At 55.8% G+C, this 25218-nt stretch carries 22 protein-coding genes and 1 other RNA gene; 2 read left to right on the forward strand and 21 right to left on the reverse strand.

The features are described from left to right. Positions 1-53 precede the first annotated feature (53 nt). From AC0Z7K_RS14440 to AC0Z7K_RS14540, 21 genes are all read right to left on the reverse strand, one after another. Positions 54-1373, reverse strand: a complete 1320-nt coding sequence (locus tag AC0Z7K_RS14440) for an ABC transporter substrate-binding protein (protein WP_485614979.1) — start codon at positions 1371-1373, stop codon at positions 54-56. Continuing rightward, positions 1354-2478 carry an ABC transporter ATP-binding protein gene (locus AC0Z7K_RS14445; protein WP_485615076.1) on the reverse strand — a complete coding sequence of 375 codons (1125 nt, stop codon included), beginning with the start codon at positions 2476-2478 and terminating at the stop codon, positions 1354-1356. Before AC0Z7K_RS14445 ends, AC0Z7K_RS14440 begins: the two co-directional genes overlap by 20 nt. Then, positions 2478-3305, reverse strand: a complete 828-nt coding sequence (locus tag AC0Z7K_RS14450; protein ID WP_485614980.1) for a phosphodiesterase — start codon at positions 3303-3305, stop codon at positions 2478-2480. The genes AC0Z7K_RS14445 and AC0Z7K_RS14450 overlap by 1 nt, the downstream gene beginning before the upstream one ends. 11 nt (positions 3306-3316) lie before the next feature. Beyond that, positions 3317-4216, reverse strand: coding sequence for a carbohydrate ABC transporter permease (locus AC0Z7K_RS14455; RefSeq protein ID WP_485614981.1), 900 nt, complete (start codon positions 4214-4216; stop codon positions 3317-3319). Continuing rightward, positions 4206-5078 (reverse strand): carbohydrate ABC transporter permease, encoded by an 873-nt coding sequence (locus AC0Z7K_RS14460; RefSeq protein ID WP_485614982.1) that lies wholly within the window; start codon positions 5076-5078, stop codon positions 4206-4208. The genes AC0Z7K_RS14455 and AC0Z7K_RS14460 overlap by 11 nt, the downstream gene beginning before the upstream one ends. Before the next feature lie 246 nt (positions 5079-5324). Beyond that, positions 5325-6272, reverse strand: a complete 948-nt coding sequence (gene rbsK / locus AC0Z7K_RS14465; RefSeq protein WP_485614983.1) for a ribokinase — start codon at positions 6270-6272, stop codon at positions 5325-5327. Beyond that, positions 6269-7213 (reverse strand): allose kinase, encoded by a 945-nt coding sequence (gene alsK, locus AC0Z7K_RS14470; RefSeq protein WP_485614984.1) that lies wholly within the window; start codon positions 7211-7213, stop codon positions 6269-6271. The genes rbsK and alsK overlap by 4 nt, the downstream gene beginning before the upstream one ends. 15 nt (positions 7214-7228) lie before the next feature. Next, positions 7229-7909, reverse strand: a complete 681-nt coding sequence (alsE, locus tag AC0Z7K_RS14475; RefSeq protein WP_413527987.1) for a D-allulose 6-phosphate 3-epimerase — start codon at positions 7907-7909, stop codon at positions 7229-7231. Positions 7910-7950: 41 nt separating this feature from the next. Then, positions 7951-9036: an ABC transporter permease gene (locus AC0Z7K_RS14480; RefSeq protein ID WP_485614985.1), complete on the reverse strand. Its 1086-nt coding sequence runs from the start codon at positions 9034-9036 to the stop codon at positions 7951-7953. An 11-nt stretch (positions 9037-9047) separates the two neighbouring features. Beyond that, the gene (locus AC0Z7K_RS14485) at positions 9048-10037 is read right to left on the reverse strand and encodes an ABC transporter permease (RefSeq protein ID WP_413527985.1); all 990 of its coding nucleotides are present in this window, start codon (positions 10035-10037) and stop codon (positions 9048-9050) included. Then, on the reverse strand, positions 10030-11562 hold the full coding sequence (locus AC0Z7K_RS14490) for a sugar ABC transporter ATP-binding protein (protein ID WP_485614986.1): 1533 nt from the start codon (positions 11560-11562) through the stop codon (positions 10030-10032). Before AC0Z7K_RS14490 ends, AC0Z7K_RS14485 begins: the two co-directional genes overlap by 8 nt. Positions 11563-11564: 2 nt before the next feature. Further along, positions 11565-12551 carry a substrate-binding domain-containing protein gene (locus AC0Z7K_RS14495; RefSeq protein ID WP_482017817.1) on the reverse strand — a complete coding sequence of 329 codons (987 nt, stop codon included), beginning with the start codon at positions 12549-12551 and terminating at the stop codon, positions 11565-11567. Positions 12552-12570: 19 nt separating this feature from the next. Then, complete coding sequence (locus AC0Z7K_RS14500; protein ID WP_213051292.1) at positions 12571-13428, reverse strand: DeoR/GlpR family DNA-binding transcription regulator; 858 nt, start codon at positions 13426-13428, stop codon at positions 12571-12573. A gap of 332 nt (positions 13429-13760) precedes the next feature. Further along, positions 13761-14507, reverse strand: a complete 747-nt coding sequence (locus tag AC0Z7K_RS14505) for an SDR family oxidoreductase (protein WP_485614987.1) — start codon at positions 14505-14507, stop codon at positions 13761-13763. Between the two features lie 629 nt (positions 14508-15136). After that, positions 15137-18010 carry an aminomethyl-transferring glycine dehydrogenase gene (gcvP, locus tag AC0Z7K_RS14510; RefSeq protein ID WP_485614988.1) on the reverse strand — a complete coding sequence of 958 codons (2874 nt, stop codon included), beginning with the start codon at positions 18008-18010 and terminating at the stop codon, positions 15137-15139. Between the two features lie 108 nt (positions 18011-18118). After that, a complete protein-coding gene (gene gcvH, locus AC0Z7K_RS14515; protein WP_112164197.1) occupies positions 18119-18505 on the reverse strand; it encodes a glycine cleavage system protein GcvH in 387 nt (128 codons plus the stop codon). Positions 18506-18559: 54 nt separating this feature from the next. Next, complete coding sequence (gene gcvT, locus AC0Z7K_RS14520) at positions 18560-19657, reverse strand: glycine cleavage system aminomethyltransferase GcvT (RefSeq protein ID WP_485614989.1); 1098 nt, start codon at positions 19655-19657, stop codon at positions 18560-18562. A gap of 323 nt (positions 19658-19980) precedes the next feature. Beyond that, positions 19981-21207, reverse strand: a complete 1227-nt coding sequence (ubiI, locus tag AC0Z7K_RS14525) for an FAD-dependent 2-octaprenylphenol hydroxylase (protein WP_485614990.1) — start codon at positions 21205-21207, stop codon at positions 19981-19983. Between the two features lie 25 nt (positions 21208-21232). After that, positions 21233-22411, reverse strand: coding sequence for a 2-octaprenyl-6-methoxyphenyl hydroxylase (ubiH, locus tag AC0Z7K_RS14530; protein WP_485614991.1), 1179 nt, complete (start codon positions 22409-22411; stop codon positions 21233-21235). Between the two features lie 18 nt (positions 22412-22429). After that, positions 22430-23746, reverse strand: coding sequence for a Xaa-Pro aminopeptidase (gene pepP / locus AC0Z7K_RS14535; protein WP_485614992.1), 1317 nt, complete (start codon positions 23744-23746; stop codon positions 22430-22432). Positions 23747-23821: 75 nt separating this feature from the next. Beyond that, positions 23822-24394 carry a YecA/YgfB family protein gene (locus AC0Z7K_RS14540; protein ID WP_413527977.1) on the reverse strand — a complete coding sequence of 191 codons (573 nt, stop codon included), beginning with the start codon at positions 24392-24394 and terminating at the stop codon, positions 23822-23824. A 252-nt stretch (positions 24395-24646) separates the two neighbouring features. Here AC0Z7K_RS14540 and zapA point away from each other — a divergent pair, with 252 nt between their 5' ends. Together zapA and ssrS are read left to right on the forward strand one after the other, a co-directional pair. Then, positions 24647-24976 carry a cell division protein ZapA gene (gene zapA / locus AC0Z7K_RS14545; protein ID WP_013576788.1) on the forward strand — a complete coding sequence of 110 codons (330 nt, stop codon included), beginning with the start codon at positions 24647-24649 and terminating at the stop codon, positions 24974-24976. A 47-nt stretch (positions 24977-25023) separates the two neighbouring features. Beyond that, a non-coding RNA gene (ssrS, locus tag AC0Z7K_RS14550) (6S RNA) lies at positions 25024-25207 on the forward strand. The last annotated feature ends 11 nt before the right edge of the window (positions 25208-25218 follow it).

A 25218-nucleotide genomic window follows, 5' to 3' on the forward strand; every position in this document is an offset into this window, starting at 1 on the left:
AGTGATAAGTGATTTTTGCCCCTCCCCTTCGCAAGGGATGGGGCGTAAAAAACTTACTTCACTACCTTCAGCGCCGTGGAATCCACATAAGGTTTCATGATGGTATCGGCGTCTTTCTGCGCCTGCGCAGCCGCGGCTTGCGGTGTGACTTTCTCGTCATTGACCAGTGCGGCCAACTGGTTCTCCATGGCCTGACGCACAGCGACGGTTTCATAGGTGGAATACCACGGATAGGCATATTTCAGCTGCTCAAGCGCAATGGCCGCTCGCGGGTCTTTCGCCAGATACTCTTTCATTTCCGGCGTGTCATAAGACGCCATGCGCGGTGAAAAATATCCGGTGAAGCGGCTCCATGCGCCGTTCACTTTCGGGCTGACCAGATATTGCAGGAAGGTGTAAGCAGCTTTCTTCTGGTCATCGGAAATCCCTTTAAAACTCACCAGACTCGCGCCGCCGATGCTGACGCCATTACGCACTTTGGCTGGCATCATCGCGACACCCAGCTCAAAATCTTTGGTGTTTTCACGCATAAACCCTAGCGCGCCAGTGCTCAGCATGGTCATACCGAGTTTGCCGGAGAAGAACGCCGCGCTGATTTGCTTGGAGTTCAGCACGCCGGAAGGCATGACTTTGTCGCGATACACCAGATCCTGCCAGAAGCGCAGTGCGCCGGTAGTGGAGGGTTTGTCGTAATACACTTCGCCCGGATAATCGGCGTTGTAGTATTGACCGCCGTTGGCGCGGGTCAGCGCCGACAAAATCCAGGCACCATAGTCATCGTTGGTCGATGGCAACATGATGCCCCACTGGCCTTTAGCCGCATCCGTCAGCTTTTTCGAGTCTTCCTGCACTTCATCCCAGTCTTTCGGCGGCGCGGTGATACCTGCTTTAGCAAACATGTCTTTGTTGTAATAGAGAATTGGCGTCGAGTTATGGAACGGAATGGCGTACGTCACGCCGTTCAGCTGGGCGTTCTGACGCATCGCAGGCCAGAAGTTTTGCGCCAGAAAAAGCGAGGCTTTCTGATCGCCAAACTTGAACAATTCATCCATCGGCAGGATTTCATTTTTGATCGCCAGATCCGCCGTGAAGTTAGCGGACATAATCACCAACGCCGGTGGCTGACCGGATTTGGCCGCCGCTTCCGCTTTCACTTTGGTGGTGTCGTAGTTGCCGGTAAAAATTCCGCGCACTTCAACGTCGTTTTGTGACTGGTTAAATTCTTTGATAACGCGGTTCATTTCCGTGGTCAGCTTGCCGTCAACCGGCGCAGGGAACATGAAATCGATATTTTCTTTGGCGAACGCAGAGCCTGCGGCGATTAAGCCGAGGGATAGCGTCAGCGTGTTTAATTTAAGCCTGTTGCAACGCATGGTGATTCTCCCGGTGACTGTGTTGTAAATTCAGCTGGTTTTGGCCTGAAAAAAGATGAAGGTCGTACAAAGAAAAATACAAAGTGATGCGGTCGCCGGGTTGTGGGATCTCCCCGACGTTTTCCCGCAGCTGGTTTTTACGCACGTAGCGAATTTTCCCCAGCGCCGTGTCTGCGTGACACAAATACTCCGCGCCGAGCAGTTCGCGATAGGTCATCGTCGCCTGTAATTGCAGGCTTTCGCCTTCTACCGGCTGGTCGCTGATGTGTTCGGGTCTGATGCCCAGATACACCTCATCGAGCCTCTGCGCATGGTCAGTCTGCGGCAGACGTACCGGCTGGTTTTCGACGGTCAGCACGCCTGAGATGCATGGCAGAAGAACCAGATTCATCGAGGGTGTGCCGATAAATCCTGCGACAAACAGGTTGGCCGGATGCGCGTAAAGCGTTTCCGGTGTGCCAATTTGTTGCAGATGGCCTTTATCCAGCACGGCGATCCGGTCAGCCATGGTCATGGCTTCCATCTGATCGTGAGTGACGTAAACGGTGCTGGTTTTCAGCTGCTGATGTAATTGCATAATGCCATCGCGGACTTCGGTGCGCAGCCGGGCATCGAGATTCGACAGCGGTTCATCCATCAGGAACAGTTTGGGGTCACGCACGATGGCGCGCGCCATCGCCACCCGCTGACGCTGCCCGCCGGAGAGCTTGCCCGGTTTACGTTTAAGCAACGGCTCCAGCTGCAATAATCCGGCTACGCGATCCACACGCGCCTTATGCTGATCTTTCGGTTCATTGCGCATCCGCATCCCGAACGTAATGTTCTGCTCAACGGTCATATGCGGGAACAGCGCGTAGTTCTGAAAAATCATCGAGAAGTTACGTTCACGCGGCGGCAACGCGGTGATGTCACTGCCATCGAGTAAAATGCGTCCGTCGGTGACCTCTTCCAGACCGGCCAGCAGCCGCAGCAAGGTACTTTTGCCACAGCCCGACGGCCCGACCAGCACCAGAAATTCGCCGTCGGCGATTTCCAGCGACAGCTGATTTACCGCCATACTGCCTTCAAATTGCTTGGAAATATTTTCCAGACGAATACCCGACATCATTGCTCATCCATCGGGCAACTTATTTGCGCGTCGTAAAGATACGGCCCCGGATACTGCGACAGCGGATGCAGATAGCTGACCAGCCCGGTGTTATCCACCAGACGGTGCATGACGCAGGCCGCCGGTTCGAGGTTATAAAACGGCGCGGGGTTATGGTGGTAGTACGGCACCTGATGCACCGTGCCGGGAATGGTGGTGATGATCGCCTGTTTATACTGGGTGAAAATCAGGCGGTGCGTGTGCCCGCAGAATACGCGAACCAGCGACGGGAAGCGGTCTATCAGCGCCAGCAGTTGATCGCCGTTTTCGCAGGAAATCGCGTCCATCTGCGCTGAACCGACCTTAACGGGTGGATGGTGCATAAATACTGCCGTCGGTTTATCGCCGCCCTGCTCCAGCTGACCTTCCAGCCACGCCAGCGTTTCCAGCGTCAGAAATCCTTTCGATTCACCGGCCAGGCTGGAATCGACAAACAGCAGACGCATCGGGAAATCATCAATGGCGTAACGCATATTCTGCGGATCGGTGCCGAGCTGCGGACACAGCGGATGCAGCGCTTCCAGAAACTGCGCTTTGTCATCGTGGTTACCGGGAATGATGAACAGTGGATAACGCAGATTGCCCAGCGTGCGGCGCGCGACTTCATACTCCTGCGGCAGGCCGCAGTTGACGATATCGCCGGTGATCACCACTGCATCCGGTTGTTCTTCCAGCGCATTCAGCTGGCTGACCACTTCGGCGTTGCAGCCGTTCACGTCGATAAAGTCATACAGTTTGCGGCCTTGGCTGCGAAAGTGCATGTCGGAAATCTGAGCTAAAAACATGGATGACTCCTTTATTTGATCCCCGAGAAGCCGAAGCTTTTCAGGAACTGTTTCTGAAAAATAATGAACGCCAGCATTAGCGGCAGGCACACCATCAGCGTTCCGGCAGTAATTAAGCCCCACTGCCCGCCCGATTCCGCGCCCATCGCAAAAGAGACCAGCCCGACGGTCAGTACCTGTTTATCCGGATCGTTAAGCACCATCAGCGGCCACAGATATTCATTCCAGTGATAGGTGATACTTACGGTGGCGAAAGCGAGAATGGCGGGCCACGACATCGGGATCAGCACGCGGAACACCACCTGCCACCAGCGGCAGCCTTCCATCAACGCAGCTTCTTCGATTTCACGGGGAATACTGAGGAACGCCTGACGCATCAGGAACACGCCAAACGCCGAGGCGAAGTACGGCATCATCACGCCAGTCAATGTGTTGAGCAGCCCGAACTGTTTGAGGATCATCATGTTCGGCACCATCATGATGACCGGCATGATCATCAGCTGGATAAGTAGCAGATAGAACAGCGTCTGTTTGCCGCGAAACTCGTGGTATGCAAAGACGTATCCGGCGGTAGTGATCGTCACCAGCTGAACCAGAAACGTGCCAAACGAGAAGAAAATCGTATTGGCGTAGAGCCGCAGCCAGTCGGCGCTTTCCCACGCATCACGGAAGTTTTGCAACGTCAGCGGCAGACGCGGCAACAGCGAGGCCATATCCGAGCCAAAGCTGCTTTCACTGAACGCCGATGACAGCATCCACAGGAACGGTGCGATCCACAAAAAGGCGGTGCACAGCAGTAAAACCGGCAGCGTCGAACGGCGGGCTCCGCGCAATAACATCGACGGTGGGCGCGCCCCCGCCAGCGATTTTTTGCTGGCCATCACCGGCCCTTCGGATGTTTCAACGCTCATAGTGAGCTCCTCTTTCCAGCACCCGCAGGTTCAGCATCGAAAAACCAAACAACAGCACCAGCGTCAGAAAGGTCGCCGCCGAGGCTTTGCCTAAATCGTGGGTGTCATTGGCCAGACTCTGGATGTAATAGAGCAGCACAGTGGTGGCGTTATTTGGACCGCCCTGCGTCATCACAGCGACGTGATCTATCTGAGTAATCGAATAAATCAGTGCGATGGTGACCACAAAACTGATGGTCGGGCGCAGCAGCGGCAGGGTGACAAAGAAGAAAACTTGCGGACGTGACGCCCCTTCCATCAACGCGGCTTCACGCGCCGAGACAGGGATCGACTGCAATCCGGCGAGGAAAAAAAGCATGTAATAGCCTGCGAATTTCCACACGCCGATCACGCTTAGCGCCACCAGTGCGCTGTTGCTCATGCCGAGATAGTTGTTATTCATCGGCCCGAATATTTTCGCCAGGTAGTAATCCAGCAGCCCCATACCGGGCATGAAAATGAACAGCCACAGGGTTGCGGCGCTGACCAGAGGGATAATCATCGGAAAGAAAAACGCGGTACGCAGCCAGCGGTTCAGCGAGTTGTTTTCCCAAAGCGCGACCGCCAGCAACAACGCCAGCACAATGCCGGGCACGACGGTCATCAGGATGTAAGCCAGATTATTGAGCAGTGCGCGCCAGAAAACGGAATCCTGTACCAGACGCAGATAGTTTTGCAGGCCAACAAACGGCGGGGCGTCCGACGACAGACGGCTGTCAAACAGGCTGTCCATCGCCGACTGAAACAAAGGGTAGTAGGTGAATAAAAACAGGAAAATCAGCGTCGGCAGCAAGATCAGATAAGGAAACAACAAACGGCGCATTACAGGTTACCGGGCAGCGAAATAAGGTGCCTATCCTGTCCTGCGTTTGTGTCAGTCACATGGCGGTTGCGTGATGGTTATTTGAATGAAATATCAGCAATGTTACTGAACGAAATTTGCGTCGGTCTTACTCCCTCCCCTGCGAAGGGGAGGGTTGGGGGGCGGTATCAACGGCAACTCTGAAGTCGCCTGTTATCCCCCCACCCGGCCTTCCCTTTCGCAAAGGGGGAGCAAAAAATAACCCCCTCATCCGGCATTTCCACAAACCACCGCCACCTTCATCCGCTCCTTCGCCTCCTCAAACGTCGGCATCGACGCCGCCGCACCGGCCCTTTCCACACAAACTGAAGCGTAGGCGGAAGCAAACAAAGCGGCGTCTTGCAGCGTCGCTCCGGCGGCAAGCTGTGCGGCCAGCGCGCCGTTAAAGGCGTCACCCGCGCCGGTGGTATCGACCGGCGTTGCCGGGCACGCGGCGATCAGCTGGGTTTCACCATTGACCGACAGCAGCGCGCCCTGTGTACCGAGCGTGATGATCAGCGCCTTTATTCCTATGGCGTGCAGCGCGAGGGCGGCGCGTTGTGCCGACGGAATATCGCGTACCTCAATGCCGGTCAGCAGGGTACATTCCGTGGCGTTCGGCGTGATCAGATCCACCTGCGCCAGCAGATGGTCGGAGACCGGCTGGAACGGTGCAGGATTGAGGATAATGTAGGTGCCGTTTTCTCTGGCTATGCCTATCAGCTTTTCGATCGCCGGTAAATTATTTTCCAGCTGCGTCAGCAGGATATCCGCCGCCGCGATAGCAGGACGGCACTGTTCGACCTCTTCGTCGGTGACCGTCAGGTTGGCACCTGGGTCGACTGCGATCATATTTTCCGCATCGGCACCGGCAACATAAATCAGCGCGTTGCCGGTCGGGCATTCGCCGGTGGAAAACAGCGTGACGGCGTCGAAACCGGCGCTGTCGAGATGGCGACGGGCGAACATGCCGAAGTCATCGCGCCCCACTTTGCCGATGTAATGCACCCGGGCTCCGGCTCGCAGCGCGGCGACGGCCTGATTTGCGCCTTTACCGCCCGCGCCCATCATACTGTTGCGGGCAATCAGGGATTCCCCCGGTTGCGGAAAGCGCGCCATGCCTGCGACGATGTCGAGGTTGAAAGAACCGAATACGCATACCTTGCCTTTGTTCATGCCTCTCTCCTGAAGGAAAACGGTCGCGCTGCAACGGCAGGCTGCGACTGAAAAACGCGCTGTGCGGCCAGACATGCACCCCGGCAGCCGGTCTCGTCGGTAATCGCGCTAAAGTGAATACTCAGTCCGTTCGCCGGATACGGGCTGCGCAGATGACTGCGTAACTGCTGTTCGAGCAAAGCGAGCGGGAAGTTCTCCATCGCCAGCACGCCGCCGCCCAGCACCAGAAACTCTGGATCCAGAATGTTCATTTCGCTGGCGACGGTACGTGCCAGACGGGCAACAAATTCGATTAAATCGTCATGCCCGGCGTGCCGCGTAAACAGCTCGGCGAAAGGCGTTTGCGGCGCATGTTGTCGCGCCCAGCCGGTCAGCCAGTTGCCGGAAGTCAGGGTCTCGACGCAGCCGGTTTTACCGCACGGACAGAGCAACAGATTGCCTGCCAGTGGGATATGACCAAGCTCACCGGCACCACCGTGCGCGCCGTGATAAAAATCCCCATTGATCCACAAACTGTTGCCAAGGCCGGTGCCGAGATACAGCCCGACCGCAACGTCCGGCAGCGCGCCGTGCTGCTGTAAATCCCACCACATCAGATGGTTAACGTCTTTGTCCATTGTCACCGGCAGATGCAGACGCTCCGACAACAGCGCCGCCACTGGCTGGTTATCCAGCGCGGAAATGAACGGCAGCGACAGCACGGTATTGCGGTCGCGGGAGAGAACGCCCGGCAGGCCGAGCATCACCTGTGACACCTGACAGTGCGGATCCTGCGTAAGCAGATATTCCGCGATCAGCCCTTCCAGACCGCTTAACGGGCAGCTCTGCCCTGCCCAGCTTTGGGTCGGCCATTTGCGGTAGCCGTGAAACTGTTGCTGGCTGTCCATCAGCATTAAACGGGTGTTGGTGCCCCCGACGTCGACTCCGAGAAAGTGCGGCATACGGCTCTCCTGCCCTCAGGCTGCGTGACGCGCCTGACGCATCTGATCGAGCATTTTGTCCCAGGCGATATCCAGATCATCGTCCAGCGTGAACAGGCCGGAGCTGCCAACGATCAGCACTTCCGCACCCGCTGCCAGCAGATCCTGATAGGTGCGCAGGTTGCAGGAACCGTCGATCTCGATCAAATAGCGATAGCCTTTTTGCTGTTTGAGATCGCGCAGCTGGGCTATTTTCCCCAGCATCTCCGGGATAAACGGCTGCCCGGCGTAGCCCGGATCGACGGTCATTACGGTGATTTTATCCACCAGATGAATGTAATGCTGGATGTACTCCACCGGCGTTGCCGGGTTCAGCACCACGCCGACTTTTTTCCCCAGTGAGCGGATCTGGTTAATGATGCGGAACGCATCGCGGTTGATGGTTTCGGCGTGCGGACAGATAAAATCGGCACCGGCGAGGGCAATCGGCTCGATAAAGTCCGACGGGTTTTCCACCATCATATGCACGTCGAGGATCAGCGGCGTATGCGGGCGGATCTGCTCGATAAAGAACGGCGACAAAGTGATATTTTTGACGTAATGACCGTCCATGATGTCGATGTGCAGCATATCGGCACGGCGGTTCAGCACGGCCAGTTGCTGTTTGATGTCGATCAGGCTCATGCACATCAGCGACGGAGAAATTTTGTATTCCATGATGTTGTCCTTGGGTCAGAAGCAATAAATAAATGAAAACATTAAGGTTGCGCCGCGCGCGCTTTGGCGGCGCTCATGCGCCCCGCCCGTTTCTGCAAGAAGCGCGCGCGGAAGAATTTCAGCGCCAGTACCACAATCAGCACCGCGCCCCACATCGCCAGGCTGAAATGCGGGCTGACGTTCATCAGATTCAGGCCGGTGGAAATCACCTGCAAAACAATCAGCGAGAGCACCACGCCCGCCACTTTGCCGAATCCGCCGTTGGGGTCGGTGCCGCCGAGAATGATGGCGAGAACCGTCAGCAGCAGGTAAGAATCGCCGTAGCCCATGCGCGCCGAATTGAAACGCGCCATCATGATCAGCCCGGCAATCACGCATAACATGCTGGAAATCACGTAGATGGCGATCAGCACGCGGTGGGTGTTCACGCCGCTGAAATGGGTGGCATTGATGTTGCTGCCGCTCATGTAAATGTATTTTCCAAGGCGTGTGCGCTCTAAGAACACCGCCACCAGTACCGCCGTCAGCAGGAAAATAATCAGCGGCGCAGGGATGCCGAGCAGCGTCTCTGCGCCGATGAAGCGCACGATGTCCGGCATGCCGCTGATCGCCGCGCCGCGTGAAAGGTAGATACCGACGCCGTTCACCATCGTCATGGTCGCCAGCGTCACCAGAATCGGATGCGCACCGACATAAGCCACCAGCGCACCGGTCAGCATGCCAATCACCAACGCCAGAATCATTGCGCCGACCAACGCCAGCGTCAGCCACACCGCCTGCATCGCCATGCTGGCATCCGGCGGCAGCCAGGTCAGAAACACCCAGGCCATCAGTAAGCTGGTCAGGTTAGCGGTGGCGATAATGCACAGGTTCAGGCCGCCGCTGAGGATCGGGATAAACATCGCCAGCGTCAGCAAACCGAGCTCCGGCAGCTGGAAGGCGACGCTCATGAAGGTGGCGTCACTGAAGAATCGCCCCGGCATGGCCAGACTGAAGCCGATGATCACCACCAGCAGCAACAGCGATAATCCGAGTGTCGTGCTATCTATTTTCAGGGAAGCGATTTTCAGGCGAGGCCGCGCATCGGGCTTCGCCTTAAGACTCACATTTTTGCTTTTTGCGAACATAGCGATTTTCCTCAGGCGAAGCCGACTTCGGTTTCTTTGCGTTTTTTATAATGAGTGACGGTGATGGCCGCGACGATCACCACACCTATGACGATGTTCATGAAGTAGCTGGAAACACCTATCAGGTTGAGACCGTTCTTCAGCACGCCAATCAGGAACACCCCCATCAGTGTGCCGACCACGCTGCCTTTGCCGCCATTGAGGCTGGCGCCGCCGAGTACCGCGGCGGCGAGGACGTCCAGTTCACCACCGACCAGCGCATTCGGCACCACTTCACCGACGCGATACACCTGCACCAGCCCGCCGATAGCCGCCATTGCGCCAAGATATCCGTAAGCGAAAAGATGAAGCAGACCGACACGGATCCCGATGCGGCGCGCTGATTCCTGATCGCCACCGACCGCAAACAGCTGCCGCCCGAGGTGCGTTTTGTTCAGCAGGATCCAGCTCAGCCCGGCGACGCCCAGCATTACCACCACCGGCAGGCCAATCTGATAATGCTGCTCGCCGACGCTGAACGGCAGTACCCGGATTGGCGTAGTCAGCCAGTCAGGCAGGTCGTACAGGCTGGTGCCGTTGGTCAGCCACATCAGCATCCCGAACAGCAGTGACTGCATACTGATGGTGACGATGATCGACACAATGCGCAGGCAGTAGATCAGAATCGCGTTGATCATCCCAAGCACGGTGCCGATGGCGACAGCCAGTAAAATGCTGCCCGCCGGGCTGCTCAGGCCAAAGTGGATCGCCAGCGTAGCGATGATGTACTGCACCACCGACGCCACCGCTGCAAAGGAAATGTCGATACCGCCGGTGACCAGCACCACAAACAGACCGAGCGCGAAAATGCCGCTGACGGCGTAGCTTTCAGTGAGATCCAGCAGGTTCTGTAAGGTTAGAAACTGGTTGGTGAGCAGGGAAAAAGTGACGATAACCACCAGCAATACCCAGGCCAGATAGCCTTCGTTGCTGGACGGGCGTAACCGGCTGAGCTTAAGCATTGACTGCCTCCGCAAGCTGTTGCTGAGTAATGCCGCGCGGCAGGTATTCACCTACCACCGTCCCTTCGCTGAAATGCAGCACGCGGTCACAGTTGAAATAGACTTCCGGGACTTCGTCAGAAATCAACAGGATCGAAATCCCCTCTTCCGCCAGCTGGTGGATCAGCTGATAGATGCTGGCTTTGGCACCGACATCCACGCCGACGGTCGGCGAATCGAGGATCAGAATTTTCGGCTGAGTCAGCACCCACTTCGCCAGCACGATTTTTTGCTGATTACCGCCGGACAGCGTAGAGATCGCCTGATCCGGATTGGCGACTTTGACGCCGAGTTTTTCGATCCACTGCTGAATGATCTTGTTTTTGCGGTATTCGTCGATCAGATGAAAACGGCTGCGTAGCTGATCCATGATCGCCAGCACCGTATTGTCACCGACCGACTGTTGCTGGATCAGGCCGAGCGTCAGCCGGTCTTCCGAGACGTAGCCGATGCCGGATTTAATGGCGTCTTCATGGCCGCGAAAACGTACCGGTTTGCTGTCGAGATACAGTTTGCCGCTGTCCGGTTTGGTCATCCCAAACAGGCTGAGCGCCAGTTCGGTACGCCCGGATCCGAGCAGGCCGCACAGGCCGAGCACTTCACCGGCGTGCAGTTTGAAACTGACATCGTGGTACTGGCCTTCGCGGGTGAGCTTGTCGGCTTCCAGCATGATGCGTTCATCATTCATGTTGGCGGCTTTCAGGCGGTAATCGAGTTTGAGGCCGGTCATCAGCTCGGTCAGACGTTCGCTGCTCACCTCAGAAGCCGGGAAAGTGCCGACTTTTTTGCCGTCGCGGATAACCGTCACGCTGTCGGAAATCTCCAGCACTTCGTCAAGGCGATGGCTGACGAAGACCACGCTGATACCTTTGTTTTTCAGATAATGCACGGTGCGCAGCAGCTGGTTGACTTCGGTTCGGGTCAGCGAGGCGGTGGGTTCATCCATAATAACCAGCCGCGCATCGGCAACCAGCGCGCGGCAAATCGCCACCTGTTGCCGCTGGGCAATCGGCAGCGTCGAGACTTTACTGTCGAGATTTAAGCTGTAATTCAGTTCGGTGAGAATGCGCTGTGCGGTCTCCCGCAAGCGTGACGGGCGATACCACCCCATCAGCCCGTGCAGGTTGTGGTCGAATGCGATGTTTTCGGCGACGCTCAGGTTAGGGAACAACGAAAGATCCTGATAAATCACCTGAACGCCAAACTGCCGCGCCTGATCCGGAGACAGCTTGCTAAAACGCTGGCTGCCCTGCGAAGGGGAGCTGAGCGTGATCTGGCAGCCGTTATCCGGCTGATAAACCCCCGAGATCACTTTGATCAACGTACTTTTTCCGCAGCCGTTGGTGCCCGCCAGGCAGTGAACTTCGCCCGGCATCAGCCGCAGGGAGATATCGTTGAGCGCACGCTGTCCGCCAAAGGTCACCGACAGATTCTGTACATCAATCAGCGGTTCGTTGTCTGTTTGAATGATCTCGGAGATTGCCATGATTACAGCCCCATTTTGACCAGTTTCGGCAGGTTGGCTTTGTCCAGACTTTCGGTTTTGTTACCCAGAATGGTGTGCGTGGCGTCATCTACTTTGACTTTGCCCATGCCTTCAATGGTCATGCCGTCAGTGATTTTTTCACCTTTTTCCAACTTTTCGGCGATGCGTACGAAGACTTCACCGGCGACCATCGGATTCCAGATAAAGCCGCCTTTGATGGCACCGGCTTTGACCAGACTGGCGCCCTGTCCCGGACTGAACGGTCCGAATACGCAGATATCGTCCGTTTTGCCGCGGTTAAGCACCGCACGCCCTGCACCGATCGGGCCTTGTGAACCGATCGCCAGAATGCCTTTCAGGTTGGCGTCTTTGGACATCAGATCATTGGTGGTACGGATGCTGTCGTCGAGGGATTCACCGACGCCAAACTTGTCACCGACCAGGTGCATATTCGGGTAGTGCTCTTTCTGATAATTGATGGCGGCATCGGCCCATTTCTGATGCAGCGGCACCGTTAAGCTGCCGACGTACACCGCGTAATCGCCCTTCTCTTTCATGCACTGTGCGAGGGCGACCATGTGCGTAATGCCGTGCTGGGTGGCATCGACCATTTCAAAATCCCAGTCGGCGTATTTCTGATCCGGGGATTCATGGACGATGACTTTGATCCCTGCGTCGTGGGCGCGTTTCAGCACCGGTTCGAGCACGCGGGCATCGTTAGGCACCACGCCAATCACATCCACTTTTTGCGCAATCAGATCTTCAATGGCGCGCACCTGCAATGCCGGATCGGCGCTGGTCGGCCCGACCTGCCAGGCGTCGATCCCGCGTTTGGCCGCTTCACTTTTGATCCCGGCCTCCATCGCGTTGAACCAGGCGTTACCGCCGACTTTCACCACCACGCCCATGCGGATTTTGTCGGCGGCGTGGGCTGACAGGGACAACATGGCTGTGGCAAACAGGCAGGCAAGAACGGATTTCTTGATCATGTTTTCTCTCCAAAGAGGTTCAGTTATTTGCCGCAGCGAGAGGGCCGTTGCGGCTGTTTTTAGTTTTTTTCTGTAGGGGTGAAGGAGAAACCTCAATTACGTTGACGTTGCTCCAGGCCAGTTCCTGTCGGAATTCTTCATCCTCGAGATGGTCTGTTATCAGTGTGTCTATTTCCCGGTAGTGGCAGATCCGCGCAAAAGAGCGCCGGCCGAATTTGCTGGCATCGGCCAGCAAAATTTTGTGCTCGGAGGAAAGCAGCATTTGCTGTTTCAGCCGTGCGTGATGCTCGTTACTTTCACGGATACCGCCTTCGTGGCTGATGCCGTGACAGGAGAAAAACAGTTTGTTGATCACGAACTCTTTCAGCATTTGTTCGGCGAGTACGCCGACAAAATCCTCATACTTCGCCGAATACTCGCCGCCCAGCCCGATAACCCGCACATTGGCTTTCACCGCCAGCGTCTGGATGATGTGCACCGAGTTGGTCAACACCACCAGCTGGATGTCTGGCAACTGCCGGGCCAGAAACCAGCTGCTTGAGCTGCTGTCGAGCAGCAAACAATCGCCGGGATTAATCAGCTGCAACGCGCGCTTGGCGATGCGGGTTTTGCTGTCGGGGGACTGGTTACTGCGATCGCGAAACGATTCTCCCTGCTCAATCTGCGACGGCACCGAGGCTGTCCCGGACGCCGCATGTTGGGCAAATACCGCGCCGCCATGACTGCGTTGCAAAATCCCGCGCCTTTCCAGCAGTGCCAGATCGCGCCGCGCAGTCTCCAGAGAGATGCGGCATAACTGCGCCACTTCCTGTACCAGAATGCGTCCGCGCTGGCTGAGGATTTCAGTGATAAAACGATGGCGTTCTACAGGCAGCATGTGGTGATTCCTCTTTCCCGATGTCAATTAGGATACGCAGCCAGATGCTTACGGAATGCGCAGTGCCTCAAAAGCGACCGCGTGCATTTTTCGCCGCTGTCGTCATGTGATAGTTGTCACGAAAAGATGAGAAGAGATGAAATGTTAAAGTTTGGATCTGTGGCGGGAACGGCATTAAATCGTCATTCAGGCTGCAACAAGACAGCAACAGTTTTGCAAACGGTCACAATTCCTCGTGCGCTCCAGTGACCGCATGTGACCGTTTGTGTTGTTTTGACCGTTTGGGAATAAAAAAAGCACCCGCAGGTGCTTTTGACGTTTCTCAGGGGGGATTATTTTCCGCCTGCCAGCTCCAGAAAACTGCCGGTCACGTAGGAGGCTGAATCCGACAACAACCAGCAAATCGCCTGCGCGACTTCTTCCGGCTGACCTCCGCGCTGCATCGGCAAACTGGTTTTCACGCGATCCACCCGCCCCGGCTCACCGCCGCTGGCGTGAATGTCGGTGTAGATCAAACCGGGGCGCACGCAATTAACACGTATACCGCAGGCCGCCACTTCCAGTGCCAGACCGGTGGTCAGGGTATCAACCGCGCCTTTCGATGCCGCGTAATCCACATATTCACCCGGTGCGCCCAGCCGGGAGGCCGCTGAGGAAACATTCACAATCGCCCCGCCCTTTCCACCATGACGATGCGACATAATTTTCACTGCCTCGCGACAGCACAGGAAATAGCCGGTCACGTTGGTAGACAGCACATGGTTGATCCGCTCAGCGGTGAGATTTTCGATGGTCGATTGCTGGAACAGAATCCCGGCGTTATTGACCAGTGCGGTAACCGGGCCGAGTTCATTGGTTAACCGCTGGAACATGGCCACAACCTGCGTCTCTTCAGCGATATCGGCTTGCAGAGCCATTGCCCTTCCGCCGTTGGCGGTGATCTGGTTGACGACATCCTGCGCGGCAGCTTCATTATTGATGTAATTGACGCCGACGGCGTAACCTTGTTCGGCGAGTAATATCGCCGTGGCACGGCCGATGCCGCGGCTGGCACCGGTAACTAACGCTACGCTTTTCATGGGTAACTCCATAGGGGAAGGTAAGCAAATCATAGAGGGGATGGTTTCAATGACAACTTTGGCTTTGACTTTGGCTTTAATTTCAAGGTCAATACCTTGGGCTCGCCGCTCAAACTGGCCTTAAGGGGGGCTTATCACCGCCCCCACTTAAGAATCCCAGGCTCTTTAAAACATGTGCCATGCAAACCGGCTATGTTTCAGCGGCTTTCGCTATTGCTGCAAAATCCCGCCGCTACGCGGTTCCCTACGGTCGGGTTACAACTTCACCCACTCTGATCATTTCAAAAAAACAGATAATTGCTCAATCCAGATTTCTATTAAAAATGGCGAGATGGCGCAATCAAAAAATCCTGCTGAACGGAGCGGCTTCGAGACCATAGGCTCGAAGACCGAGAGAAGGCACCGCACAGCGGCAGGGTTTTGCGCCACACGCGGAAGTACAAGAACACGTCCATCGGCCTGGCGATAGCGCGTGTTTTAAAGAGCCGGAGATTCTTAAGAGGCGCGGCGACAGGCGCCTCTTAAGGCCGGTTTGGGTGGCAACCCAAGGTCTTGACCTTAAACCCGGTTCGGGTGGCGAGCCCAAACTGACCTTAAGGCCGGTTTGGGTCGCAACCCAAAGGGTTTAATTACTCGTAATCACTCATCGGCACACATGAGCAGAACAAGTTTCTGTCTCCGTACACGTCATCCAGACGCTTCACCGCTGGCCAGTATTTATTCTCACTGCCTGCCGGGAAGACTGCCAGTTCGCGTGTATACGGATGAGTCCACTCACTGACCAGCTCGTCCTGCACGTGCGGAGCATTCACCAGCGGGTTATCAGCCAGCGGCCATTCGCCTTTGGCGACGCTGTCGATTTCACCACGGATGGCCAGCAGCGCGTCGATAAAGCGATCCAGCTCGACTTTGCTTTCTGATTCGGTTGGCTCAACCATCAGCGTACCGGCAACCGGGAAGGACATGGTCGGAGCGTGGAAGCCGTAGTCGATCAGACGCTTGGCTATGTCCATTTCACTGATGCCGGTGGCTTCTTTCAGCGGTCGGATGTCCAGAATACATTCGTGCGCCACGCGACCATCGCGGCCGGTGTAGAGCACCGGATAAGCATCTTTCAGACGGATGGCAATGTAGTTAGCGTTCAGGATCGCAACCTGGCTGGCCTGTTTCAGGCCTTCCGCGCCCATCATGCGGATGTACATCCAGCTGATTGGCAGGATGGAGGCGCTGCCGAACGGTGCGGCGGAAACCGCGCCGTTTTGCGTCAGGACGCCGTCAATCTGTACTACGCTGTGACCCGGTACAAACGGCGCCAGATGCGCTTTCACGCCGATAGGGCCCATGCCCGGACCACCGCCGCCGTGTGGGATACAGAAGGTTTTATGCAAGTTAAGGTGCGAAACGTCCGCGCCGATATAACCTGGCGTGGTGATGCCGACCTGTGCGTTCATGTTAGCGCCGTCGAGGTAAACCTGACCGCCGTACTGATGAACAATCTGGCAAACTTCGCGGATGGTTTCTTCGTAAACGCCGTGCGTAGACGGGTACGTCACCATGATACAAGACAGCGCATCGCCCGCCTGCGCCGCTTTCTCACGCAGATCGCTCAGATCGATATTGCCCTGTTTGTCGCAGGCAACCACCACCACCGTCATACTCGCCATCTGTGCTGACGCCGGGTTGGTACCGTGCGCGGAACTTGGGATCAGGCAAATGTGACGGCTGCTTTCGTTACGGCTTTCGTGGTAACGGCGGATTGCCAGCAGACCGGCGTATTCGCCCTGCGCACCAGAGTTCGGCTGCATACAGACGGCATCGTAACCGGTCAGTTGCACCAGCCACTGTGACAGCTGACCAATCATTTGCTGATAACCGGCGGCCTGTTCAGTCGGGCAGAACGGGTGCAGTTCAGCGAATTCCGGCCAGGTGATTGGGATCATCTCGGCGGCGGCATTCAGTTTCATGGTACAGGAGCCCAGCGGGATCATCGCCTGATTCAGCGCCAGATCCTTTTTCTCCAGACGGTGCATATAACGCATCATCTCGGTTTCGCTGTGGTACTGATTGAATACCGGATGTGTCAGGATCGGATCCACGCGCAGCATCGCGGCAGGAATTGAGTTACTGTCGGTTGAGACGGCTTTATCGAGTTTATCGATATCCAGACCGTTGTCGTCACCCAGCAGGGCAGCAAACAGGATCTGCACGTCTTCGCGCGATGTGGCTTCATCAAGCGTCACTCCGACCGCACCGTGAATATCGGTACGCAGGTTCAGACCGAAGCTCAGCGCGCGTTCCAGCACGGCGGCCTTGTCTTTCACTTCCACGGTCAGGGTATCGAACCAGGTATTGTGACGCAGGGTCAGACCGCCCTGTTTCAGGCCAGTGGCCAGAATGTCGGTCAGGCGGTGAATGCGTGAGGCAATGCGTTTCAGGCCTTCTGGGCCGTGGAATACCGCATACAGGCTGGCGATGTTGGCCAGTAAAACCTGCGAGGTACAGATGTTGGAGTTGGCTTTTTCGCGGCGGATATGTTGCTCGCGGGTCTGCATCGCCATGCGCAGTGCGGTTTTACCTGCAGCATCGCGGGAAACGCCGATAATGCGGCCCGGCATCGAGCGTTTGAAATCATCAATACAGGCGAAGAAGGCCGCGTGCGGGCCGCCGTAACCCATTGGCACGCCAAAACGCTGTGCCGAACCAAAGACTACATCCGCGCCCTGCTTGCCCGGCGCGGTCAGCGTCACCAGTGCCATAATGTCAGCGGCAACGCTGGTGATAATTTTACGGGATTTTAGTTCAGCCAGCAGCGCGCTGTAATTATGAACTTCACCTGTGGTACCGACCTGCTGTAACAGCACGCCGAACACGCCTTCAAGATCCAGTACCTTCTCAGCTTTATCGACAATGATGTCGAAGCCAAAGGTTTCAGCACGGGTGCGAACTACGTCCAGAGTTTGCGGGTGTACATCGTCAGCCACAAAGAAACGGTTGGCGTTTTTCAGTTTGCTGGCGCGTTTTGCCAGCGCCATCGCTTCAGCCGCGGCGGTCGCTTCATCAAGCAATGAAGCCGAAGCCAGATCAAGACCGGTCAGATCCAGCGTCAGCTGCTGGAAGTTCAGCAGTGATTCCAGACGCCCCTGCGACACCTCGGGTTGATACGGCGTGTACGCGGTGTACCAGCCCGGATTTTCCAGCATATTGCGCAGGATAACCGGCGGCGTCAGCACCGCGCTATAACCCATACCGATGTAGGATTTGTAGCGCTGATTCTGGCTGGCAATGGCTTTAAGCTCAGCCAGCGCCTGATGTTCGGTTACGGCATCGCCGACGGCCGGTGGCCCCGGCAACTGAATATCGACCGGAACGATCTGCTGGACCAGGGCATTTAACGAACCGGCACCGACCGTCTCCAGCATGTCTTGCTGCTGCTGAGAAGACGGACCAATGTGGCGGCCGATAAACGCTTCGCTGTGTTCGAGTTGGCTGAGAGTCTGAGTCATTTGCTACGCATTCCTGAAATCTGCTGGAGGTGTCTTGGGATACTGACAAAAGCTACGGGTGTTGAATGCGCCCCGCAAACGGGTTGCGAGGCGATCGTGCAGTCTTACTTATTCGTCGATCGAGGAACCATAGGCTGCTGCATCAAGCAGGTTAGCCAGTTCGGCTTCGTCTGACGCTTTAATCTGGAACAGGAAACCGGCACCGTATGGCTCGCTGTTCACCAGCTCAGGGGAGCCTTCCAGCTCGCCGTTCACCGCGATGATTTCGCCACTGATCGGGGAGTAAATATCGGAAGCCGCTTTCACGGATTCTGCCACGGCGCAGTCTTCGCCAGCGGCCACTTCACGGCCGACTTCTGGCAGATCAACAAACACCATGTCGCCCAGTAATTCCTGTGCGTGTTCGGTGATGCCCACGGTGTAAACGCCGTTGCCTTCTGAACGCACCCATTCGTGGGAAGAGGCATATTTCAACTCTGCGGGAACATTGCTCATTAATAATCTCCTGAAAATGTTTTTAAATTTTTGTGTTCAATTCAATCGGATGGGTTACTGCGCCAGCGGTTTACCGTTGCGGACAAAGCCCGGTTTGGTGACTTTTACCGGCATCTCACGGTTACGAATTTGCACAATCGCCTGCTCGCCGATGCCTGCCGGAACGCGCGCCAGCGCGATGCTATAGCCCAGCGTCGGGGAGAATGAACCGCTGGTGATCACGCCTTGTTGGGTGTTGCCTGCGGCGTCGGTGAAATGCACCGGCAGTTCGTTACGCAATACGCCCTTTTCGGTCATTACCAGACCGACCAGCTGTTCAGTGCCCTGCTCGCGCTGCCTTTCCAGCGCTTCACGGCCAATAAAATTGCGGTCTTCCGGTGCCCAGGCGATGGTCCAGCCCATGTTGGCCGCCAGCGGTGAAACGCCTTCATCCATTTCCTGGCCGTAAAGGTTCATACCCGCTTCCAGACGCAGCGTGTCACGCGCGCCAAGCCCCGCAGGCTTCACGCCCGCCGCCAGCAATTTCTGCCAGAAATCTGCGACCTGTTCTTGCGGCAGTGCGATTTCATAGCCCGCTTCACCGGTATAGCCGGTGGTCGCGATAAACAGATCGCCCGCCTGTACGCCGAAGAACGGCTTCATGCCCGCGACAGCTTGTTTTTGTTCAGCGGTGAATAAGGTTTCGGCTTTTTCTTTCGCCTGCGGCCCCTGAACGGCCACCAGCGCTAAATCATCACGCACGGTCAGTTCGACGCCGTACGGTTCTGCATGCTGCGAAATCCATGCCAGATCTTTCTCGCGGGTCGCGGAGTTCACCACCAGGCGGAAATAATCTTCGGTAAGGAAATAAACAATCAGGTCATCAATCACGCCACCCGACGCGTTAAGCATGCCGGTGTACAGCGCTTTGCCAGGAACGGTGAGTTTGGCGACATCGTTCGCCAGCAGGTAACGGAGGAATTCACGGGTACGGGCACCGCGGAGATCAACAATGGTCATGTGGGAGACGTCGAACATGCCGGCATCCTGGCGCACAACGTGGTGTTCATCCAGCTGGGAGCCATAATGCAAAGGCATCATCCAGCCGTGGAAATCGACCATACGCGCACCGCACGCGACGTGTTGTTCAAAAAGCTGAGTCTGCTTAACCATCTTATTCCTCATGACGAAAAGGCTGCCTGAAAAAGTCGAAATTCGCAGGGAGCGCAAACGATACCCTTTACCTGAACTTACCACCGAATCCCCCTGCTAACCATAAGATAAAATATGCAGAGCAAAGGGAATGTCAGTTAATTAGCAGGGGCATTGTGCAGAGTTTTTGACTGGGAAAATGGGGTTTGTGGCGCAAAATCTACAAATAAACAGCAAAAATATCGACGTTATATAACGACAAGGCCGGATTTCTCACCATTTGCAGAATGAGAAATCCGGCCACGGATTAGAAAATGTAATGGAAAAACTGAGCTGAAATTAGATTATTTCAATCGAAGCGGATCGTCATGCAACCATTCGGGTAAATCGTTCAGCCCCATAGCCTGACGCACTAATTTAGGTTTTACGCCCGGCAGAGAATCAGCCAGCGTCAGGCCGATGTCGCGCAGGAGTTTCTTTGCCGGATTGTCACCGGCAAACAGTTCGCGAAATCCCTGCATTCCGGCTAGCATCAGTGCTGCACTATGCTTGCGTCGGCGCTCGTAGCGGCGCAGATACATGTGCTGTCCGAAATCTTTGCCCTCTTTTTGCAGGCGTCTGATCTCAGATGCCAGCTCGGCCGCATCCATAAAGCCTAAGTTGACGCCCTGCCCGGCCAGCGGATGCACGGTGTGCGCCGCATCCCCCACCAGCGCCAGACGCTGTCCGGCAAAGCTGCGGGCATAACGACCAGTCAGCGGGAAGGTCTGACGTTCGCTTTCCACGCTACAGATGCCCAGACGCAGATCGAAAGTGCTGGCGAGAATTTTGTTGAATTCTTCCGGTGCCAGTCCGTGCAGTCGCTGTGCTTCATCCGGCGAAACGGACCAGACGATCGAAGATAAATGCGCATCGGCCAGCGGCAGAAAGGCCAGAATGCCATCGCCGTGAAAGACCTGTCGTGCAACAGACTGGTGCGGCTCTTCGGTGCGAATGGTCGCCACCAGTGCATGATGGCGGTAATCCCAGAATGTCAACGGGATATCGGCGTGCTGACGAAGCCACGACTGTGCGCCGTCTGCGCCAACGACTAAGCGCGCGCTCATCTGGCGTTCGTCACTAAGCGTGATAAAGGCGTCGTTTTCGCCCCACGCGACGTTTTTCAGCGTAGCGGGTGCCAGCAGGGTGATATCAGAGGATTTCTCCGCCTGTTGCCATAACGCGCGGTGGATCACCTGATTCTCAATGATGTGACCGAGATGGCTGAATCCGTATTCTTCACCACGGAACGCGATTTTGCCGAAGCTATCGCGATCCCAGACTTCCATCCCCTGATAGGCATTGGCGCGCTGCGCGGTGATATTGTCCCAGACACCGATATATTTCAGTAAACGCTCACTGGCGGCATTGATGGCTGAAACACGCAGTCCCGGTTGTTCCGGCAAAGGAGAATCGAGATCCGGCTGTTGGCTTTCAAGCACCGCAACGCGCAATCCGCTGCCCTGTAATCCGCACGCCAGCGCCAGACCAACCATCCCGCCCCCGGCGATAACCACATCAAAAGATTGCATAATTTTTCCTGTAAGGATCAAAGGCTCAACGGTCAACCCAGCCTAAAGTCCTGCGTGTAAAAGCATCGCGCAGCGGCGTAATACCTTCCATCGCCATTAAACCCAGATTACGTCCGACCATTAATGGCAGCCAGCGATTAGCGAATAAGTGGATCAGACCATCGGTCACGCCGACGGTAGCCTGCTGATCGGGCTGACGGCGCTGCTGGTATTCACTCAGCACGCGATAACTGCCGACGTCGGTTCCGTGCGCGCAAGCATTTGCCAGCGTTTCCGCCAGCGTCATCACGTCACGCAAACCAAGATTAAAGCCCTGTCCGGCGATCGGATGCAGCGTCTGGGCGGCATTGCCAACCAGCGCCAGACGGTGGCTGATATGACTGTTGGCTTTCTGTAATTGCAGCGGATAGCTAAAGCGCTTGCCAGCCTGTTTCATCGTGCCCAGACGCCAGCCAAAGGCTTTTTGCAGTTCACTGAGAAATTGCGCTTCGCTCCAGCCATCGATTTCAGCTTTGGCCTCACGTGGATGGCACCACACCAGCGAGCTGCGCCCGTCGGACATCGGTAATAAGGCCAGCGGACCGTGTTGTGTAAAGCGTTCGAATGCGCGGCCACGATGCGGTTCAGACGTTGCGACATTGGTGATGACCGCAATCTGACCGTAGTCTTCACGCTGCCAGCCAATATTACAGGCCTTCGCCAGCGAAGAGTGGGAACCGTCGGCGGCGACCAGCAGCTGTGCGGTCAGTGATTCACCGCTATCCAGCGAGACGCTGGCAGAATCTGCAGTCCTTGCGATATCAACGACTTTAGCCGGGCAATGCAACGTGACACCCGGAGCCGCCTTCAGGAGTGCAAACAGACGTTTGCCGACTTCATGCAGCTCAACCACCTGCCCTAATGCTTCAACGCCGTAATGCGCGGCATTGAGATGCACAAAGGCCGCATGGCCACGATCGCTGACGTGGATATCACGGATCGGCGTGGCGATTTTTGCCAGTGCCGGCCAGATGCCTACGCGAGCAAGCTGCTGACAAGTCCCCTGCGCCAGCGCTATCGAACGGGCATCAAACCCCGGATGCCCGTGATTTTCCGGCGCAGTGGCTTCCACCAGATGCACTGCCAGACGCCCTTGCGTCAGCGCGGAAATCGCCAGCGCCAGTGTGGCACCGGTCATTCCGCCGCCAACAATCACTATGCTCATAGACAAACGTTGCTCATATTATTTACGTGCCGCCGCCATCAAGGCTTCAATATCGTCAGCTTCTTTCACTACGTCGCCGGTCAGAATTTCAATACCGGTTGCGGTGATCAGGATGTCGTCTTCGATACGAATACCGATGCCGCGATAGGCCTCGGGTACATCAGCATCCGGCGCAATGTACAAACCGGGTTCGACGGTCAGTACCATCCCAGGTTCCAGCGTACGGCTACGGTCAACCGAACCATAATGGCCGACGTCATGCACATCCAGCCCCAGCCAGTGGGACAGGCCGTGCATGAAGAACTGGCGGTGCGCCTGCTCGGCATAGAGTGTCTCAACGTCGCCTTTCATCACGCCCAATTTAACCAGACCTTCGATCATCACGCGGACAGCCGCTTCGGTGGCGGCCTGAATGCTGCTGCCCGGTTTAAGCACTTCCAGTGCTTTATATTCTGACGCCAGCACGATGTCATAGATTTCGCGCTGTGCTTTACTGAATTTGCCGTTCACCGGGAAGGTACGGGTAATGTCACCGGCGTAGCCTTTGTATTCACAACCGGCGTCGATCAACACCAAATCACCGTCGCGCAGCTCACACTCGTTTTCGGTGTAATGCAAAATACAGGCATTTTCACCACCGCCGACAATAGTGTTGTAGGAAGGATAACGTGCACCGTGACGGGTAAATTCGTGATGAATTTCACCTTCAAGGTGATATTCGAACATCCCAGGACGGCATTTTTCCATCGCACGGGTATGGGCCAGCGCGGTGATTTGTCCGGCGCGACGCATAATGCTGATTTCTTCGGCGGATTTGAACAGGCGCAGATCGTGAACCCACGGACGCCAGTCAGTCACCGTGGCCGGAGCGGAGAAGTTCTGGCGAAAACCTTTGCGCAGTTTGTCCATCGCACGATTAACGATTTCATCGGCGTAGGCGTATTCGCCCTGAGCGTGGTACACCACGTCCAGGCCGTTAAGCAGCAGATGCAGTTGCTGGTTGATGTCGCTGAACGGCAGCGCTTTGGTAACGCCGAGCTTCGCCGGTGCCGCATCCTGGCCGAGACGACGGCCAAACCAGATTTCAGCAGTGAGATCGCGCACGCGGTTGAACAGCACGCTGTGGTTGTGGTTCTCGTCACTTTTCACCAGAATCAGCACGGCTTCCGGTTCGTTGAAACCGGTGAAATACCAGAAATCGCTGTTCTGACGATACGGGTATTCACTGTCAGCGCTGCGCGGCACTTCGGGTGCTGCAAAAATCACGGCGGCGCTGCCTGGTGCCATCTTGGCTAAAAGTGCCTGACGACGATTCTCAAATTCTTGCTGAGTCATCTCACCTGCTCTCCTGAAATCGTTTTAATTTATTGTGTTAAGAACAATACTTGCTAAGAACAATTCATGAAAAACTTAATGCAATGTACGCGGATTTTCCGGGGCGGTTGGCAGGCTATGGCCAAATTCACCAAAGCACAGGATGGCTGCCACGCGGACGTACTCCACCACTTCTTCTAAAGACTGCGCCAATTGTTCCTGATCTTCATCTTCGTCGTAGCCTAATTGCGCGATGCTACGCAAATCGTCGATGGCTTCGCCGACTTCGCCTTTCACTTTAGCGAGTTTGGGCTGCATCATGCCGAGACCCAGCAGGAAATGGTTGACCCAGCCCGCCAGCGCGTCGGCGCGCTCGAAGATGCTTTTATCATCATCAGGCATCATGATTTTGAATTCGAAACTGTCATCTTCCAGAGTATCTGATGTCACTTTACGCAGTTGCTGTAGCAAATCGGCCAGCGTGTGCGGGAAGGCCATGCCTTCATTAGTCAGATCATGCACCAGCGTTAACCAGCTACCGTCGCGGTTGCCACCGCACAGTAAACCACTGATCAACCCGTGCATTTCTGCTGCGGTCAAAGCAACCGATTGTTGTTTCAGGTTTTGATCCAACGAATCGTAAGTTGGGTAAGTATTCTCAATAGACATGCGCATTCGCCATCGTTGGCTGGATAAGTTCGTGTTATGCTACCACCAAGGTCTGTCGTAGTACCAGATTAGCAGCCTGTCTCAGGCACACTGAGGGTTGAATAACTCACTCTGAACAATCGGGCAGCAGTCAGTCAGCCACGGGGTTGTAACCTGGTATTGAGATAGTTATAGTGGCGCCCGCTTCCAACATCCTGCGCCAGGTCGTAGTGGTCACGTTGGGGCGGACGAATAAATTAGCAGGAAGGTGGCATGTCTGCACAACCAGTAGATATTCAAATTTTTGGTCGCTCTTTACGGGTGAATTGTCCGCCAGAACAACAGGAAGCACTGAATCTGGCAGCTGAAGATCTTAATCAGCGGTTGCAAGATCTGAAAGTTCGCACTAGAGTCACCAATACAGAGCAACTGGTTTTCATCGCGGCATTGAACGTATGTCACGAACTTGCTCAGGAAAGGTTGAAAACTCGCGATTACGCATCCAATATGGAACAACGTATCCGGATGCTGCAACAAACCATCGAGCAGGCACTGCTCGAACAAGGCCGGATCTCTGAACGTGAAGGGGCGCCTTTCGAATAACACACGTTGCTGATTTGCTGGTCACAGGCAGTCAGAAACGGTAAAAAATTTCTCTGAGATGTTCGCCAGCGGGCCCGTCCCCTGAGCCGATAATTAGTACCAACAGAATGTGATGATCCGCAATCGGTGCGCATGCTCGGTCCGTCCGAGAAGCCTAAAGATTGCGACAGCACGTTCACCTTGAACCATGGGTTCAAGGGTTACAGCCTGCGACGGCATCTCGGAGATTCCCCTTTCTTTTC

The sequence above is a fragment of the Rahnella sp. 1L-D-7-B-C2 genome, assembly GCF_057290995.1.

Bases quoted from the DNA above. Each gene is read 5' to 3' on its own strand.
- AC0Z7K_RS14440 (WP_485614979.1), bottom strand. From the start codon at position 1,373: ATGCGTTGCAACAGGCTTAAATTAAACACGCTGACGCTATCCCTCGGC.
- AC0Z7K_RS14445 (WP_485615076.1), bottom strand. From the start codon at position 2,478: ATGTCGGGTATTCGTCTGGAAAATATTTCCAAGCAATTTGAAGGCAGT.
- AC0Z7K_RS14450 (WP_485614980.1), bottom strand. From the start codon at position 3,305: ATGTTTTTAGCTCAGATTTCCGACATGCACTTTCGCAGCCAAGGCCGC.
- AC0Z7K_RS14455 (WP_485614981.1), bottom strand. From the start codon at position 4,216: ATGAGCGTTGAAACATCCGAAGGGCCGGTGATGGCCAGCAAAAAATCG.
- AC0Z7K_RS14460 (WP_485614982.1), bottom strand. From the start codon at position 5,078: ATGCGCCGTTTGTTGTTTCCTTATCTGATCTTGCTGCCGACGCTGATT.
- rbsK (WP_485614983.1), bottom strand. From the start codon at position 6,272: ATGAACAAAGGCAAGGTATGCGTATTCGGTTCTTTCAACCTCGACATC.
- alsK (WP_485614984.1), bottom strand. From the start codon at position 7,213: ATGCCGCACTTTCTCGGAGTCGACGTCGGGGGCACCAACACCCGTTTA.
- alsE (WP_413527987.1), bottom strand. From the start codon at position 7,909: ATGGAATACAAAATTTCTCCGTCGCTGATGTGCATGAGCCTGATCGAC.
- AC0Z7K_RS14480 (WP_485614985.1), bottom strand. From the start codon at position 9,036: ATGTTCGCAAAAAGCAAAAATGTGAGTCTTAAGGCGAAGCCCGATGCG.
- AC0Z7K_RS14485 (WP_413527985.1), bottom strand. From the start codon at position 10,037: ATGCTTAAGCTCAGCCGGTTACGCCCGTCCAGCAACGAAGGCTATCTG.
- AC0Z7K_RS14490 (WP_485614986.1), bottom strand. From the start codon at position 11,562: ATGGCAATCTCCGAGATCATTCAAACAGACAACGAACCGCTGATTGAT.
- AC0Z7K_RS14495 (WP_482017817.1), bottom strand. From the start codon at position 12,551: ATGATCAAGAAATCCGTTCTTGCCTGCCTGTTTGCCACAGCCATGTTG.
- AC0Z7K_RS14500 (WP_213051292.1), bottom strand. From the start codon at position 13,428: ATGCTGCCTGTAGAACGCCATCGTTTTATCACTGAAATCCTCAGCCAG.
- AC0Z7K_RS14505 (WP_485614987.1), bottom strand. From the start codon at position 14,507: ATGAAAAGCGTAGCGTTAGTTACCGGTGCCAGCCGCGGCATCGGCCGT.
- gcvP (WP_485614988.1), bottom strand. From the start codon at position 18,010: ATGACTCAGACTCTCAGCCAACTCGAACACAGCGAAGCGTTTATCGGC.
- gcvH (WP_112164197.1), bottom strand. From the start codon at position 18,505: ATGAGCAATGTTCCCGCAGAGTTGAAATATGCCTCTTCCCACGAATGG.
- gcvT (WP_485614989.1), bottom strand. From the start codon at position 19,657: ATGGTTAAGCAGACTCAGCTTTTTGAACAACACGTCGCGTGCGGTGCG.
- ubiI (WP_485614990.1), bottom strand. From the start codon at position 21,207: ATGCAATCTTTTGATGTGGTTATCGCCGGGGGCGGGATGGTTGGTCTG.
- ubiH (WP_485614991.1), bottom strand. From the start codon at position 22,411: ATGAGCATAGTGATTGTTGGCGGCGGAATGACCGGTGCCACACTGGCG.
- pepP (WP_485614992.1), bottom strand. From the start codon at position 23,746: ATGACTCAGCAAGAATTTGAGAATCGTCGTCAGGCACTTTTAGCCAAG.
- AC0Z7K_RS14540 (WP_413527977.1), bottom strand. From the start codon at position 24,394: ATGTCTATTGAGAATACTTACCCAACTTACGATTCGTTGGATCAAAAC.
- zapA (WP_013576788.1), top strand. From the start codon at position 24,647: ATGTCTGCACAACCAGTAGATATTCAAATTTTTGGTCGCTCTTTACGG.